We start from the raw sequence: 14,756 nt of genomic DNA, 5'->3' as shown, positions 1-14,756 counted from the left end.
GATATCAAACCGCAAAGCAACGTCCATAGAAACTTCGTCTGACCCCATCAATCCCGCCTCCATGGTAGCTGTTGCTGATGGACAGGGTGCGGATTCCGCTCCGCTTACCCGCCGCCGTGGGGACAAAAAAGACGTTGGAAACCAATATGGATCTGGAAAAGATCAAGAAACTGATCGAGTTTGTCGGCTCTTCGCGAGTGTCCGAATTGACCGTGAGCCAGGAGGGAACCACGGTCCGGATCATTCGCGAAAACAGCGCCGTTTCACCGCAATCGCCATCGCCGCAGCCCAAGGCTTTTCCGGTGACGGAAGCGGCACCTGAGACACCCCGCGCCGAAGAACAGGCCCCGGCATCCGCCGCAGCGGCTGCGGGACCATCCTGCATCGTAACGGCACCCTCATTCGGTCTTTTCCATCGCGCCCCAAGCCCCGGCACGCCGCCTTTCGCCGAAGCCGGCGATGAGGTCGCGGAAGGACAGGAACTCTTCATCATCGAAGCCATGAAAGTCTTCAGTACCGTCAGGGCGGAGCGCAGCGGCAAGATCGCAAGGTTTCTGGTCAATGACGGTGAAGACGTCGAGCTTGGACAGCCGGTGCTGGAGTTTGCATGATGGATGCTTCCCTGCCAAAGGCTGGAACGGCCGATCAAAGAGCATTCGACAGCGTCCTCATCGCCAATCGCGGCGAGATCGCACTCCGCGTGCAGCGCGCCTGCCGTGAACTCGGCCTGAAAACCATCATGGTCTATTCGGAAGCTGACAAGGACGCCGACTATCTGAAAGCGGCCGATACCGCCATCTGCATCGGCCCGGCCTCTCCCGGCCAGAGCTATCTCAACGTGCCTGCTATCCTGCTTGCCATGAAACTGACGGGCGCCGGTGCAGTTCATCCCGGTTATGGTTTTCTGTCCGAAAGGGCATCCTTTTCGCAAGCGGTGGAGGAAGCGGGTGCAGTTTTCATCGGCCCGCGCGCCGACGCCATCCGCACCATGGGTGACAAGATCGCGGCCAAGCGGGCGATGATGGAGGCCGGCGTGCCCTGCGTTCCCGGCCCCGATTCCGCGCTGCCGGACGACATGGCGGAGGTTTCGAAAATCGCCGCCGAAATCGGTTATCCCGTCATCGTCAAGGCAGCCGGCGGCGGGGGTGGGCGCGGCATGCGCGTCGTTCGTGACGCCTCCACCCTTCAGGACGCCGTCCTCGTCACGCGCGAAGAGGCGAGCCGCGCATTCGGAACGCCGGAACTCTATATCGAGAAATTCCTCGAACATCCGCGCCATGTCGAAATTCAGGTTCTCTGCGATGGACAGGGCGGCGGCGTCTGGGTGGGTCTGCGCGATTGCTCCATGCAGCGGCGACACCAGAAGGTCGTCGAGGAAGGCCCGGCCATCGGCATCCCGCCTGATGTTGCCGCCTTTGTCGGCAATCGCTGCGTCGAGGCCTGCCGCCAGATCGGTTATCGCGGCGTCGGCACCTTCGAGTTTCTCTATGAAAACGGCGAATTTTACTTCATCGAAATGAATACCCGCCTGCAGGTCGAACATCCGGTGACGGAAATGACCTCGGGGGTGGATCTGGTGCGCCAGCAGCTTCTCGTCGCTCTCGGTCATCCGCTTGAAATCTCGCAGGAAGACATTGTCTGCGAGGGGCATTCGATCGAGTGCCGCATCAATGCCGAAGACCCCTACAGCTTCGTTCCCTGCCCCGGCCTGGTCACGGCACTTCACCTGCCGGGTGGGCCCGGTGTGCGGGTCGATACGCATGTGACGGCGGGTTATCGCATTTCGGCGCATTACGATTCCCTGATCGCCAAGCTGATCGTCCACGCGCCGACGCGCGAGCAGGCGATCACGCGCATGCGGCGCGCGCTTGGCGAAATGCGCATCGAAGGCGTCTCCACCAACCTGCCGCTGCATCGGGAAATATTCGAAGACCCGGCCTTCTCCGAAGGCGGCACGGATATCCACTATCTCGAACATTGGCTTGCAGCGCGGAGTTCAAAATGAAGCGACAGTCTGTTTCGATATCCCGCTATAGCGAGCCCGGCATCATTGCCGATCTTGCCGCTCACCTTGAGCGCAACAACGTGTCCGCCATCGAAATAGAGACGCCGGATGGGTCACTGAAGATCGTTGCCATGGCAGGAGGCCAGGCCCCAGCCGCGCCGCGGCCCGCTGAGACGGCCAGGGCGCCGGCAAAGACGGGGGACATCCTTGCCCGCGCGCCGATTGCCGGCATCTTCACGCCCGCCCATCCGCAACGCCCCGACCGTCCGATCCAGACAGGAAAATCGGTAGCGAAGGGCGAAATCGTCGCATTCGTGACAGTCGGACCCGCGATCGTTCCGGTGATCGCCGACAAGGCCGGCACCGTCACCGAAGTGGCGGCAGAAGCCGGTGCGCTTGTTGGATATGGCTCTCCCCTTCTCAAGACCGAAGCATGATGGTGACGTCGATGAGCAATACCTCGCTGAAAACGCCCCACCTTTCCCCCGCCCATCTGGGCCTGCCAAAAATCTCGATGATCGGCAACAAAACGTTTCTGATCGAAGCGCCCGGCGAGCTGGACTTGCCCGCGCAGCGGCGCATCTGGGCGCTGGCGCGCGCGCTGAAGGACCGCCCCGAGGTGCTGGAACTCATACCCGGCATGACCAACCTCCTGATCGTGCTACGTCGCACGCCTGAAGATGCCGGGCGTTTGCAGGACGAGCTTCTCGACATCTGGCAACGCACCAGCGAACTTGATCTTCTGGGCAAGACCATCGAGGTGCCGACCACCTATGGCGGCGAGCACGCCATCGACCTTGCCGCGATCTGCGATTATTCGGACCTGCCGGACAAGGAAGTCGTGCGCCTGCATTTCGAGCGGACCTATACGGTTTTCGCCGTCGGCAGCGCGCCGGGCTTCGGTTATCTCGGCGGTCTCGATCCGCGCATTTTCATGCCGCGCAAGAAAGTCCCGTCGCTTCGCATGTTGAAGGGCATGGTGACGATTGGCGGCATGCAGTCCGGCATCTCGGTTCTGACCGGACCGAATGGCTGGAATTCGCTGGGTTTCACCGAAATCACCATGTTCGACGCCACCGCCGAGCAGCCGGCGGTGCTGGCGCCCGGTGACCGCGTTCGCTTCCTTCCCGAAAGGATCGAACTATGATCCATATTCTTGCCTGCGGACCACTGAACACCGTCCAGGATCTCGGCCGCGCGGGTTACCGCAATATCGGCATCACCGCCACGGGCGCGATGGACCCCATCGCGCTCAGGGTCGGCAATATTCTTGTCGGCAACGGCGAAGACGCCGCCGCGATTGAAATCCAGACCTTCCCTTTCCGCATCGAATTCGAAGAGGCCTTGACCTTCGCCGTGACCGGCGCGGATTGCGCCGCGCGGCTCGATGGTGCGGACCTGCCACCCTACTGGTGTACTCGGGCTGAAAAAGGTCAAATACTCGAGCTTTCGACGCCGCTGAAGAATGCGCGTGCCTGTCTCTGCCTTCAGGGCGGCATCGATGTTCCCGTGGTGATGGGATCGCGCAGCACTTCGCTTCGCGGCTCCTTTGGTGGCCACGAAGGACGACATCTCGCCACCGGCGACAGGCTTGCGCTTCTGCCATCCGAGGCCTCGCCACTGCCCGCAAACGGCCTTGGCGTCATGCCGCTTGCCGATGCGATGCCAGATATGTTTCCGGTGTCCGACAATGGCGAATTGCTGCTGCGCGCCATTCCAGCGGCCGAACACGATCTTTTCGGCGAAGGTGCTGAACGTTTCTGGTCGGAAGCCTGGAAAATCACCTCGCAGAGCGACCGCACCGGCTACCGGCTTGCCGGCACGCCGATGACACTTTCCGCCCCGGTGGAGCTGCGTTCTTACGGCGTCATTCCCGGCGTGGTGCAGGTGCCGCCAAGCGGCGAGCCTATCATCCAGATGAGCGACGCCAATACGGCCGGCGGTTATCCCAAGATGGCCGGTATAATCGACAGCGATCTGTGGCGGCTCGGACAGGCGCGCATCGGCAGCCGCATCCGCTTCGTGCAGGCGACGGTGCGTGAGGCGCTGGACGTCGAACAGGCGATCGACGCCTATTTCGCAGATATCCGCAAGACCCTGCCGATGGTCAGCGCCGCACTCGGCACGTTCACAAAACGATAATCCTGAAAAACAAGGGAGAGGGAACCATGAAGATCGATGTTAATTCCGATATGGGCGAAGGTTTCGGCGTCTATAAGGTCTGCGACGACGAGAAACTTATGGAAGTCGTCTCTTCGGCAAATATCGCCTGCGGATTCCATGCGGGCGATCCGGAAATGATGGCGCGCATGGTGCGTCTGGCCAAGCAGAACGGCGTTGGTGTAGGCGCACATCCGGGCCTTGCCGACCGTCTCGGCTTCGGCCGCCGCGAAATTCCCGTCGATGCGGAGGAAATGGAACAGCAGGTTCTCTACCAGCTCGGCGCGCTTTCGGCGATTGCGAAGGCGCAGGATGTCGCGCTTTCTCACATCAGCTTCCATGCCGCCATGGGCAACATGATCAACCGCGACCCGGCCCTTGCCAAGCGGATCATGAAAAAGATCAAAGCGGTCGATCCCAATCTCATCGTGTTTTCGATGCCGGACATGCTGATCGAAAAGGCCGCGCTGGACTGCGGGCTGAAAGTGCTCAACCTCTTTCTCGCTGACCGGGCCTATGATGTGAAAGGTCAACTTGTGCCGCGCAAGCTGCCAAATTCCGTCATCAAGGAAGAGGGAAAAGTTCGCGCACGGGTGCGCCAGTTTCTCGAAAAAGGCACGGTCACGACGATCGAAGGTGAAATCATCCCCGTTCGCGCCAGATCGATCCTCGTCCACAGCGATACGCCCGGCTCGCTGGAGCTTGCACGCACGGTGCGCAGCGAAGTGGAAGCCTGCGGCGGCAGCGTCGTGCCGGCCCGCGAAGTGGTCGCCTGAGGGCTGCCCGCTTTCCCCTTATCATAGACACGCAAACAATTACGGCACCGTGCATTATTTCTGGAGCACGGTGCCGTTAAATTTTCAGGTCTTGTTCGTCGGCCGAACCAGTGAACCGATCCGGCCAACGGCCTATCAATTCAGCTGGATCACGTGATTGCTGTCGTTTGTCCAGCTCAGCTTCACCCGGTCGCCGGCAGCGCTGACGGCATTGGTGAACCCTTCCGTTTGGGTCTGCCGGTAGGCGATCATCGGCTCGCCATTGTCCAGACGCAGGTAGTAGTGCAGCATGAAACCGCGATAGACCACCTGCTCCACCCGCGCCGTGGTGGAATTGCTGGCGTTTTCACCCACATCGGCAGCAAGCGGTGCGACGGAGATGGCTTCGGGACGAACGGTGACAACAACCTTGTCGCCCTGAACTGCTCCCATGTCATCCACATCCAGTCGTACACCGGTACCGGTCACAAGCCGTGCGGCGCGGCCGTTGCGTTCCTTGACATTCGCCTCGAAGAAGTTCGAGGCGCCGATGAAACCGGCGACGAAGCGCGTCAGCGGCTTCTGGTAGATTTCGCCTGCCGGTGCGATCTGCTCGAGATTACCGTCCCGCATCACGGCGATCTGGTCCGCCATGGTCAGGGCCTCATCCTGGTCATGCGTCACCATGATGGTGGTGAGGCCAAGCCGCTGCTGCAGGCTGCGGATTTCAACCTGCATGCTTTCCCTCAGGCCCTTGTCAAGTGCGCCAAGCGGCTCGTCCAGAAGCAGCATCGAAGGTTCGATCACCAGCGCACGCGCCAGCGCCACGCGCTGCTGCTGGCCGCCGGAAAGCTGCGCCGGCAGCCGGTCGCCGAAGGCGTGCAGCTGAACGAGATCGAGCGCCTGCTTCACGCGCCCTTGCCGATCCGCCTTGGAAACGCCCCGCATCTCGAGGCCGAAAGCCACATTTTCGGCAACGGTCATATGGGGAAAGAGGGCGTAGTTCTGGAAGAGCATACCGACATTGCGGCGATGAACCGGGGTGCGCGTGGTCGGCTTGCCGCCGACCACGATTTCACCCGAGGTGGGATCGACGAGCCCAGCAATCATGCGAAGGCACGTCGTTTTCCCGCATCCGCTCGGACCGAGAAGCGCCAGGATTTCCCCTGCTTTGACGGTAAGCGAAACATCATCGACGGCAACGACCTGACCGCTGTAGTGCTTGGTCAGTCTTTCCAGGCGAACTTCTACGGATTTCATCTGCGTTTCCTCAGCCGTTAAAGGTCTGGTTATATTTTTCAAGCCATTGGGCGCGGCGCGGAATGATGTATTTCCAGTCCGGCGTGAAGAGGTTGAGCGATTCCATCTTCGCTTCCGGATAGGCAAGGAACTTCGCCGTCTCTTCGCTGAACTCGATGCCCTTGACCGAGGGGGCGCTGAGCGTCGCTTCCGACAGCATCTTCTGCACGCCCGGATCGAGGATGCGGTTGATATAGGCAAGCGCAAGATCGCGGTGCGGCCCGCCCTTTACGAGCGCGATGGAATTGATGCCGGTGAATGCGCCCTCCTTCGGGAAGGTCATGTCCAGCGGCACGCCCTTTTTAGTGTGCGGATAAACGGCCTTGGAATATTCGATGCCGCCGAAATCCGCCTGGCCCTGCGCGACCATCATGGTCTGCGCTTCCGCATCGTAGATCGACAGGACATTCGGCTTCAGATCGGCAAGTTTCGCCCAGCCGGCATCCGTATCGTATTGCGCTTCTTTCAGCGGCTTGCCGGTCGCAAGTGCGGCCGCCACCATCAGCATCAGAACGCTCTGGGTGTTCTTCGGCGTATTCAAAAGCATACGGCGGGCATATTTCTTGTCGAACATCTGTTCGTAGCTTTCGAACGGCTTGCCCGTTGTCGGATTATAGAACAGGCCGGCAATCGAAATCGCAAAACCGACGCCGAAATTGTCTTCGAAAAGATAGCGGGAATAGACGTTCTTGAGGTTCGGAATTTCGTCCGCCGGCAATTGCTCGATCAGGCCTTCTTCTTTGGCCTGGGGAACGCCGACATCGTCCATCGACATCACGCTATATTGCGGATTTTCGCGGGTGGCGCGCAGCGTGGCGATGTTAGCAAGCGTTGCGCCTTCTGTTGTCAGGACCCGGCACTTATATTCTTTTTCAAAGGCCGGGATCACTTCCTTCTTGATCAGCCCGCCCTGCGCCGAATTATAGACGCCTACATACATGGTGCGGTCCTGTGCGGAAGCCGCGGTATAAAAATAGGGTGTGGCGAGCGTAGCAGCGGTGACTGTCAGAAAACTGCGCCGTTTCATGATGATGGACTTGTCTGTCATTTCCGGTACCCCTCTTGTTGTTGATTTACATAGCCATTGCCCGACGCAGACCCACCAGCCTGTCGAGGACGAGCACGACGGTAACCGCCAGAGCGATGATGATGGTGGACATGGTCGCGACCGAAGGATCGAAAACCGTGCCGATCTGGCGATAGAGAACGATGGGCACGGGCAGGTTCGCGGAATCGGCCAGCCACATCGAAACGGGATAATTGTCGAAAGAAACCATGAAGCAGAAGATCGAGCCGGAGGCGACGCCGGGCGCGATCTGCGGAAAGATCACCCGCGTGAAGGTTTTCCAGCGGGTAGCGCCAAGCGTGCGCGCCGCTTCCTCAAGGCTCGTATTGACGAGCTGGAGGCTGGTCAGAACCGTGCGGATCACATAGGGCGATGTCACCACTGTGTGAGCGATCAAAAGCTTCAGCTTGGTGTCCATCCAGCCATAGCCGGAAAAGAGCTGCAACAGCGCAAGGCCGGTCACCAGCACGGGGAAGATCAGCGGCGAAAGCAGCAGCCCTTTCATCAGCGAGCGGCCGATGAATTTACCCCGGGAGAGCGCGAAGGCTGCGGGAACGCCAAGTGCCAGCGAAAGCACGGTGGTCGCCACCGCAAGCGCCGCACTGAAGGTGAGCCCGGCCGTGAATTCCTCGTTCTGCATTACCGCCGCATACCAGCGGAAGGTGAAACCCTGCGGCGGGAAGGTAACGAAATAGCTGTCGGAAAACGAGATGGCGACGACGAGGACGATCGGAGCCAGAATGAAGACCATCATAGCAGCGGTGATCGCGTAAAGGACGATGGCGGGAGTGCCTGTCAGCTTGTTGTTCATGATGCACTTGCCTTGATACGACGCCCGCCGAGCAGCCTCATCGAGACGGCGTTAATCAGAATGACGATGAGGACGAGAATGGTGGCGATGGTCGCGCCGAACGGCCAGTCATAGACCGCGAGAACCTGCTGCTCGACCATGTTGCCAAGCATTTGCGAACCGGGACCGCCGATCAACGCGGGAATGACGTAGGATGCAGAGGCGAGCGAAAACACCAGTGTGAAGCCCGCCACAAGGCCGGGAAGGCTGAGCGGGAAGGTGATCCGCAGGAACACCTTCCAGGCGGGTGCTCCGAGCGTGCGAGCGGCCTGCTGCAGATTGGGATCGATCTTGCCAAGAGCGGAAGACAGCGGCAGCACCATCATCGGGAAGAAGATGTGGAGAGAGCCGATGATGACGGCCGCATCCGAAAAAAGCAGCGTCAGCGGGCTATCTATGACGCCCAGATTCATCAGCACGTAATTCAAGAGACCGGTCGGGCCGTTGCCGAGAATGAGCTGCCAGCCGTAAGCGCGAACCACGACGCTGACGGCCAGCGGTGCGATGACGATCAGCGTGATGATACGGGTTGTGACGATATTGCCGCGCACGAGAACGGTCGCGACCGGATAGGCGAGTATGGCCGCGAGAACCGAAGTGATCAGGCTGATGCGGATGGTCGCCCAGAGCACTTTCTGGTAGAGATCGACCTCGAAAAACCTCGCATAGTGGGCAAGCGTGAAGGGGGCACCGATCAACCCCTGCGAATTCTGCGTCATGACGCTGAAGGTCATCAACCGAATTGCCGGCCAGAAGAAAAAGATCGTGAGAAAGATCAGGAGCGGCAGGATGAGTATGCCGGGCGAAAACAGCCGGCGCTCGATGGCTTTCCAGCCGGAAACTCCACGGCGTGGCGGGGCATGTGGTTCCATGATCGCAATATCCGACATCTATACTCCCGTCGCGTTGAATACGGCACGAGGCATCGCGTTGTGCCGAACGAAATCGTCCAAGCCCTATGACTAGAATTTGCTGGGTGTGCTCCCTGTCGAGGTATCCGGTCTTTTGCCGGCCCCTGTCGCATGTTTCTGCATTTTCGCGCCGGTTACCTCTTTGGGTAATATCGCCCGATGCGTCGTTCCCTTGTTGTTGTCAGGAGCTTAGGGGCTAAGCCGACGCGCTGCATAATAGTTTATTGCTCTTAGGTCATCGCATACGAGTATGGACTTGGGTCCTGTGAAGGCGATGCATCAAAATCCCGTATGACCTCACATCGAAGTCGTATTGGGGAAACGGCGGAAATTTCCCGTAACCTCTTTGTCATGCACTGGCACCACGAAGATGCCTGCCTTCACCGTTACAATCGGAAATGATCCATGCCCGCTATTGCCCAACGCCTTAACAACGTCACCGTTTCAGCCTCGCTTGCCATGACCCAGAAAGCCCGCGACCTCGCGGCGAAGGGTATCAAGGTCATCAGCCTGTCTTCCGGCGAGCCGGATTTCCCGACCCCTGTCCACGCGGTGGAAGCGGCGCATGCGGCAGCCCTTGCCGGCGATACGAAATATCCGCCCGCTGACGGAACGCCTGCCCTGCGCGCCGCCATCCAGCGGAAGTTCAAACGTGATAACAATCTGGATTACGATCCGAGCCAGATTCTGGTGGCGGGCGGCGGCAAGCAGATCATCTTCAATGCCATCATGGCCACCTGCGACCCGGGCGACGAAGTCGTCATCCCCGCACCGTCGTGGATCAGCTATGCCGATATCGTCAAGTTTTCGGGCGCCGTGCCGGTGCCGGTGGTTTGCCCCGAAAATAACGGTTTCCGCCTGCGGGCCGAAGATCTCGAAGCCGCCATCACCCCGAAAACCAAATGGCTGCTTTTCAACTTTCCCAACAACCCCACCGGCGCCGCCTGCTCGCGAGCGGAAATGAAAGAGATCGCCGAAGTCATGCTGCGGCATCCGCATGTCTGGATCATGACCGACGACATGTATGAGCATCTGATCTATGACGACTTCGAATTCTGCACCATCGCCGAAGTCGAACCGCGGCTCTATGATCGGGTTCTGACCGTCAACGGCGCATCGAAAGCCTATGCCATGACCGGCTGGCGTCTTGGTTACTGCGGTGGGCCGAAGGATCTCATCAAGGCCATCAGCAACGTCAACACCCAAAACAGCGGTGGTGTCGCAACCATCGTGCAGGCTGCCGCCGTCGCGGTTCTCGACGGTCCGCAGGATCTGCTGAAGGAGCGCGCCGATATCTACAAGACGCGCCGCGACTTCGTGCTCGGCAAGCTCGCCGAGATCGACGGCATCCGCTGCCACAAGCCGGAAGGCGCCTTTTACATCTTCCCGAACATCGGGGCGCTGATCGGCAAGACGACGAAGGGCGGCACGAAGATCGAGAACGACACCGATTTCGTCATGGCGCTTCTCGCCGAGCATCACGTTGCGACCGTGCAGGGCGCGGCCTATGGCATGAGCCCCTTCTTCCGGCTCTCTTATGCCACCAGCATGGAGAACCTGGCCGAAGGCTGCGCCCGCATCGCCGAATTCTGCAATGGAATGAAATAGGGAGAGCAATATGTTGGGAGGAAGTGGCCGTGTCATCATGGTTTCCGGCGCATCGCGGGGCCTTGGCCTTGCGATCGCCAAGAGGCTTCACGAAGCCGGTTTCACCGTCGCGGCGGGAGCGCGAAGTCCGGCCGCTGTTGCGGTAAAGGACCGGCTTTCAGCTGATCGATACGATGCGGAAGAGACGGGCTCGGCCGAGGCCTGGGTTGAAGCCGTCGCAACAAGATATGGCCGGATCGATGGTCTGGTAAATTGCGCCGGCATCAACCCCAAGGTCCGGGTCATGGATGCGGGCGAAGAAAGCCTCGACCAGATGTGGCGCATCAACGTCAAGGGGCCGTTGAGAGTAACGCGCGCCGCCATTCCCCATCTCGTCAGGTCCGGACAGGGCAGGGTCATCAACGTCGCCTCGCTGGCTGGTCGCCGCGTTGGCTCCAATGTCGGTTATGCAATGACGAAATTCGCCGTCGTCGCCCTCACCCACGGAATCCGCCAGGAGTTGTGGGACAGCGGCGTGCGCGCCACCGCCCTCTGCCCCGGTTATATCGCAACCGATATGACAGCAGGCGAAACGGAAGTCAGCCGCGAGGATATGACCCAGCCGGACGATCTCGCCGAAATGGTGGAAACCCTGCTTCGCCTGCCGAACAATCTTTCAGTGGCCGAACTGCTAGTGAATTGCCGCAAAGAATCAATGCTTTAAGCTTTTTTGCGCGCGGTACGGAAAGACCATGCCGCGCGCAGCTTTAAAACCGGCCTGACCCTTTTATTTCAGGGTCTCCGCCAGTTGCAACAATATCTCCTTGACGGCCAGCGCCGGCTCGGAGAGCGGCGTATTGTCCGATACGCAGAAGGACAGCGTTTCCTCGATCATCGGGCTGGCGATCTGCCTGACGACGATTTCTTCATTGGATTCCGCCACGATACGGTCAGCGATGGCCTTGGGCGTTATGGTCGCGCCAAGCCCGGCATCCACGCCGCGCGCGATGGTCCTTACCGATTCCAGCTCCGCCATGACGATCAAATCCTTGCGGCTGCGGGTGAAAGCGAGATTGATGGCGCGGCGTACGAAATTATAGGTCGGCGGTAGAAGGAAAGGGAGAAACGCCAGATCAGCAACCGTGATCGGCGCATCGCCCGGTTCCACGCCGAAGCTGCGATGCACGACCAGCACAAATTCCTCACGCAATAGCGGCGTGAACTTGACGCCCCGGATCGGCCCGGTTCCGTGAATCAGGCCCATTTCCAAACGCCCATTCATGATCATCTGGCTATAGGGCTGGCTGACGCTTTCCGTGATGTGCAGCAGAATGCCGGGATGAAGCCGCTTGGTTTCTTCCATCAGACGCAGCGAGAGCGTGGCGGCGCTGCTGAAGGGCGCAAGCCCCACCGATACCTTGCCGGAAAGCACAGCGCCGGCTTCCAGAGCCTCCGCCTGCGCCTGCTCCATCTGTCGCAGAATGACCTGCGCATGCCTGTAGACGACCTTGCCGGCATCGGTCATGACCACGCCCTGCTGGCTTCGGGTCAGCAGTTTCTGGCGGAAATGCTCCTCGATGCTTGCCAGTTGCTGGCTAAGCGCCGGCTGGGCGATATGCAGCACATCGGCCGCCCTGGTTATGCTACCCATGTCGACAATCGTGATAAACGATTTCAGGCGCCTGATATCCATCTGCTGTTGATCATCCCATTACTTGCTTGCAGGAATAAGATGCTCAATTTGCAGACAAAGTCCATCTTCCATTTCCCCGTCGGCCCCAACAGCGCCGATGGCGAAGGCGTCCGATCAGGCCGCCCTGAGAGAACCCCGATGGGCACCTGTTCCCTGACCGAGTTCGAACTGGCCGAGCAGCCGGTTCAGCGCATCGACCTCCGTCGCAAGCGTATGGCTTGCGGCGGTCATCTCCTCGACCATCGCGGCATTTTTCTGCGTGTCCTGATCCATCTGGTTGACGGCAACGTTGATCTGCTGAAGGCCGGACGACTGTTCCTGCGCGGATTCCACGATCGCGGCGACGTGCTGGTTGATCTCCTGCACTTCGGCAACGATGACATCGAGCGCCTTGCCGGTATCGCCGACAAGATGCACGCCCTCTTCGACCTGCTGGTTCGACTTGCTGATCAGCGACTTGATTTCTTTCGCAGCACCGGCGGAGCGTTGGGCAAGCTCACGCACTTCCTGCGCCACCACGGCAAAACCCTTGCCCGCCTCGCCGGCACGCGCCGCTTCCACCCCGGCATTCAGCGCCAGCAAATTCGTCTGGAAGGCGATCTCGTCGATCACGCCGATGATGCTGGAAATCTCGTTGGACGATTTCTCTATCCGCTCCATCGCCAGCACGGCCTGCCGAACGACCTCACCCGACCGTTCCGCGCCGACGCGCGTGCGGGAAACGAGCCGGCCCGCCTCATGTGCACGGTTCGCGGCATCCTTTACCGTTATCGTGATCTCCTCAAGGGCGGCAGCGGTTTCTTCAACGGATGCCGCCTGCTGCTCGGTTCGCCGCGCCAGATCATCGGACGCCGCCTTGATTTCATTGGCGCCGGCATCGATGCCGGAGGCATTTTCCGATACCCGCAGAAGCGCATCCTGCAATTTCCCGGCCGAGCCGTTGAAGTCGCTCCGCACCGCATCGAGCTGCTCGACAAAGGGATCGTCGATGCGGCAGGACACATCGCCATCGGCGAGCTTCGCCAGCGCATAGGCCAGACTGTCGACGGCAAAGCGAATGCTGCTCGCCTCATCAGCGGCCGTGCGTTCCCGAACCGCGCGCTCTTCTTCGCCAAGCGTGCGGTTGCTTTCCGCCTGCTGTTCCAGCGCAGCCTTTTGTCGATTGTTTTCGCGCAAAACGTCAAGTGAGCGGGCAAGATCGCCGATCTCGTCCCTTGTCTCGATATCCTTCAGGGTCAGCTGAAGATTTCCCTGTGCGATCTGGGCGGTCTCACCGATGATATTGGCGATGCGCCCGATGAACCGCCGCGCAATGAACCATCCCGCCAGCGCCAGCAGCACGGTGGCCGTCACGATCGTCACGGCGGCGTCACGCATCATTGCATGCAGCTGCGCAAACACCGTTTCTTCCGGCACCGAGATGATTGCGTACCATTTCATGTCCTGTGTCAGCATGACCGGCAAGGCGATGGCGAAGGACGCCGTTCCGTCCTGTGCAGTGATCTCCCGCTCCGCACCGGGGTTTGCAATCAGCTGGTCCCAGCCGGCGGTCTGCGCACCGCCATCCGCAAGGCTTTTTCCCATGATCGCCGCATCCGGATGGCTGATGATCTTGCCGCCGCCGCTGACGAGACTGACGAAACCCGTTCCCATGGGCCGCACGGTCGAAAGCGCCTTGCTTGTTTCATCAAGCGACAGGTCGAGGCCGGCAACCCCCAGCGGTTTGCCATCAACCATAACCGGCTTGGCGATCGAGGTAATAAGAACCTCCTTGCCGTCGATTGCATAAAAATAGGGTTCGACGACGACCGTTTTCTTCAGGGTGAAGGGCAATTGATAATAATCGCCCGGGCCTGCGGTGGCATAGTCGGTCAAAGCGGTATTACCTATTTTGTCGCCGCTGCGCACCCAATAGGGTATGTACCGGCCGGTCGCATCATGGCCTTGCCTGTTAGCGAAATCCGCGTCCTTGCCGTCAAACGCATTTGGCTCCCATCCGGTCCAGAGACCAAGGATATCAGGGTTATTGGCCAGCATCTGGTGAATGATCTGATCGGCCTTGCCCCGGTCCGCATCACCTGACTGTTTCATCGCCTCCAGAACCGAGGCGAGGCTGTTGACGATATGAATGGTGCCGCCGATAGTCTTTTCGGTCGCTAGCGCTTCGGCATGGGCGATCTGCCGTATACGCTCGAGATTGTTGGCCCTCGTATCCTCCATGGACCGATAAAACAGCACGGCCGAGGCCGTGATCGTCGCAAGGACACCGCACGCGGCGACCGCAAAAATATTCCGACCCGTCGTCGATTTAAAAAGCATGTCCCATCCCCCAAAACTATGCTGCGACGGTGGCGGGAGTTACGGGTGTGTGCGCAACTGTTGGCGACCGGGCTGGAGAGTGAGCTTAAGAATTTATGTTTAAGATTTACT

General features: G+C 59.8%; 14 protein-coding genes. 8 read left to right on the top strand and 6 right to left on the bottom strand.

Going from position 1 to position 14,756, the window contains the following annotated elements; all coding sequences use genetic code 11:
- Nucleotides 1-146 precede the first annotated feature (146 nt).
- Genes CFB10_RS21405 through CFB10_RS21380 form a run of 6 tightly spaced genes read left to right on the top strand, consistent with a single transcriptional unit; the run spans nucleotide 147 to nucleotide 4,941 of the window.
- On the top strand, nucleotides 147-611 hold the full coding sequence (locus CFB10_RS21405; protein ID WP_026363396.1) for a biotin/lipoyl-containing protein: 465 nt from the start codon (nucleotides 147-149) through the stop codon (nucleotides 609-611).
- A complete protein-coding gene (accC, locus tag CFB10_RS21400) occupies nucleotides 608-2,005 on the top strand; it encodes an acetyl-CoA carboxylase biotin carboxylase subunit (RefSeq protein ID WP_020009173.1) in 1,398 nt (465 codons plus the stop codon). Before CFB10_RS21405 ends, accC begins: the two co-directional genes overlap by 4 nt.
- Nucleotides 2,002-2,442 (top strand): biotin/lipoyl-containing protein, encoded by a 441-nt coding sequence (locus CFB10_RS21395; RefSeq protein WP_020009174.1) that lies wholly within the window; start codon nucleotides 2,002-2,004, stop codon nucleotides 2,440-2,442. Before accC ends, CFB10_RS21395 begins: the two co-directional genes overlap by 4 nt.
- On the top strand, nucleotides 2,439-3,152 hold the full coding sequence (gene pxpB / locus CFB10_RS21390) for a 5-oxoprolinase subunit PxpB (protein ID WP_020009175.1): 714 nt from the start codon (nucleotides 2,439-2,441) through the stop codon (nucleotides 3,150-3,152). Before CFB10_RS21395 ends, pxpB begins: the two co-directional genes overlap by 4 nt.
- Complete coding sequence (locus tag CFB10_RS21385) at nucleotides 3,149-4,147, top strand: biotin-dependent carboxyltransferase family protein (protein ID WP_020009176.1); 999 nt, start codon at nucleotides 3,149-3,151, stop codon at nucleotides 4,145-4,147. The genes pxpB and CFB10_RS21385 overlap by 4 nt, the downstream gene beginning before the upstream one ends.
- A 26-nt stretch (nucleotides 4,148-4,173) precedes the next feature.
- Entirely contained in the window at nucleotides 4,174-4,941 is a 768-nt protein-coding gene (locus tag CFB10_RS21380) for a 5-oxoprolinase subunit PxpA (protein WP_020009177.1), read from the top strand.
- Between the two features lie 135 nt (nucleotides 4,942-5,076).
- Here CFB10_RS21380 and CFB10_RS21375 read toward each other — a convergent pair whose 3' ends face one another.
- Genes CFB10_RS21375 through CFB10_RS21360 form a run of 4 tightly spaced genes read right to left on the bottom strand, consistent with a single transcriptional unit; the run spans nucleotide 5,077 to nucleotide 9,025 of the window.
- Nucleotides 5,077-6,180, bottom strand: coding sequence for an ABC transporter ATP-binding protein (locus tag CFB10_RS21375; protein WP_020009178.1), 1,104 nt, complete (start codon nucleotides 6,178-6,180; stop codon nucleotides 5,077-5,079).
- 10 nt (nucleotides 6,181-6,190) lie between these two features.
- Nucleotides 6,191-7,267, bottom strand: coding sequence for an ABC transporter substrate-binding protein (locus tag CFB10_RS21370; protein WP_020009179.1), 1,077 nt, complete (start codon nucleotides 7,265-7,267; stop codon nucleotides 6,191-6,193).
- A 25-nt stretch (nucleotides 7,268-7,292) separates the two neighbouring features.
- A complete protein-coding gene (locus CFB10_RS21365) occupies nucleotides 7,293-8,096 on the bottom strand; it encodes an ABC transporter permease (RefSeq protein WP_020009180.1) in 804 nt (267 codons plus the stop codon).
- Entirely contained in the window at nucleotides 8,093-9,025 is a 933-nt protein-coding gene (locus CFB10_RS21360; RefSeq protein WP_020009181.1) for an ABC transporter permease, read from the bottom strand. Before CFB10_RS21360 ends, CFB10_RS21365 begins: the two co-directional genes overlap by 4 nt.
- Nucleotides 9,026-9,451: 426 nt before the next feature.
- Here CFB10_RS21360 and CFB10_RS21355 point away from each other — a divergent pair, with 426 nt between their 5' ends.
- Both CFB10_RS21355 and CFB10_RS21350 read left to right on the top strand, forming a co-directional pair.
- Nucleotides 9,452-10,654 carry a pyridoxal phosphate-dependent aminotransferase gene (locus CFB10_RS21355; RefSeq protein WP_020009182.1) on the top strand — a complete coding sequence of 401 codons (1,203 nt, stop codon included), beginning with the start codon at nucleotides 9,452-9,454 and terminating at the stop codon, nucleotides 10,652-10,654.
- Between the two features lie 10 nt (nucleotides 10,655-10,664).
- Entirely contained in the window at nucleotides 10,665-11,357 is a 693-nt protein-coding gene (locus CFB10_RS21350) for an SDR family NAD(P)-dependent oxidoreductase (protein WP_026363397.1), read from the top strand.
- Between the two features lie 63 nt (nucleotides 11,358-11,420).
- On the opposite strand, the gene CFB10_RS21345 is transcribed toward CFB10_RS21350, so the two are convergent.
- Both CFB10_RS21345 and CFB10_RS21340 read right to left on the bottom strand, forming a co-directional pair.
- Nucleotides 11,421-12,326: a LysR substrate-binding domain-containing protein gene (locus tag CFB10_RS21345; RefSeq protein ID WP_003505935.1), complete on the bottom strand. Its 906-nt coding sequence runs from the start codon at nucleotides 12,324-12,326 to the stop codon at nucleotides 11,421-11,423.
- Between the two features lie 114 nt (nucleotides 12,327-12,440).
- Entirely contained in the window at nucleotides 12,441-14,645 is a 2,205-nt protein-coding gene (locus tag CFB10_RS21340) for a methyl-accepting chemotaxis protein (protein WP_020009184.1), read from the bottom strand.
- Nucleotides 14,646-14,756 lie beyond the last annotated feature (111 nt).

Origin of the sequence: Agrobacterium sp. 719_389, assembly GCF_900188475.1 — a bacterium.
GTDB lineage: Bacteria > Pseudomonadota > Alphaproteobacteria > Rhizobiales > Rhizobiaceae > Agrobacterium > Agrobacterium radiobacter.
Note: the sequence above shows the minus strand (reverse complement) of the source record. Positions and strands in the feature narration are given on the sequence as shown.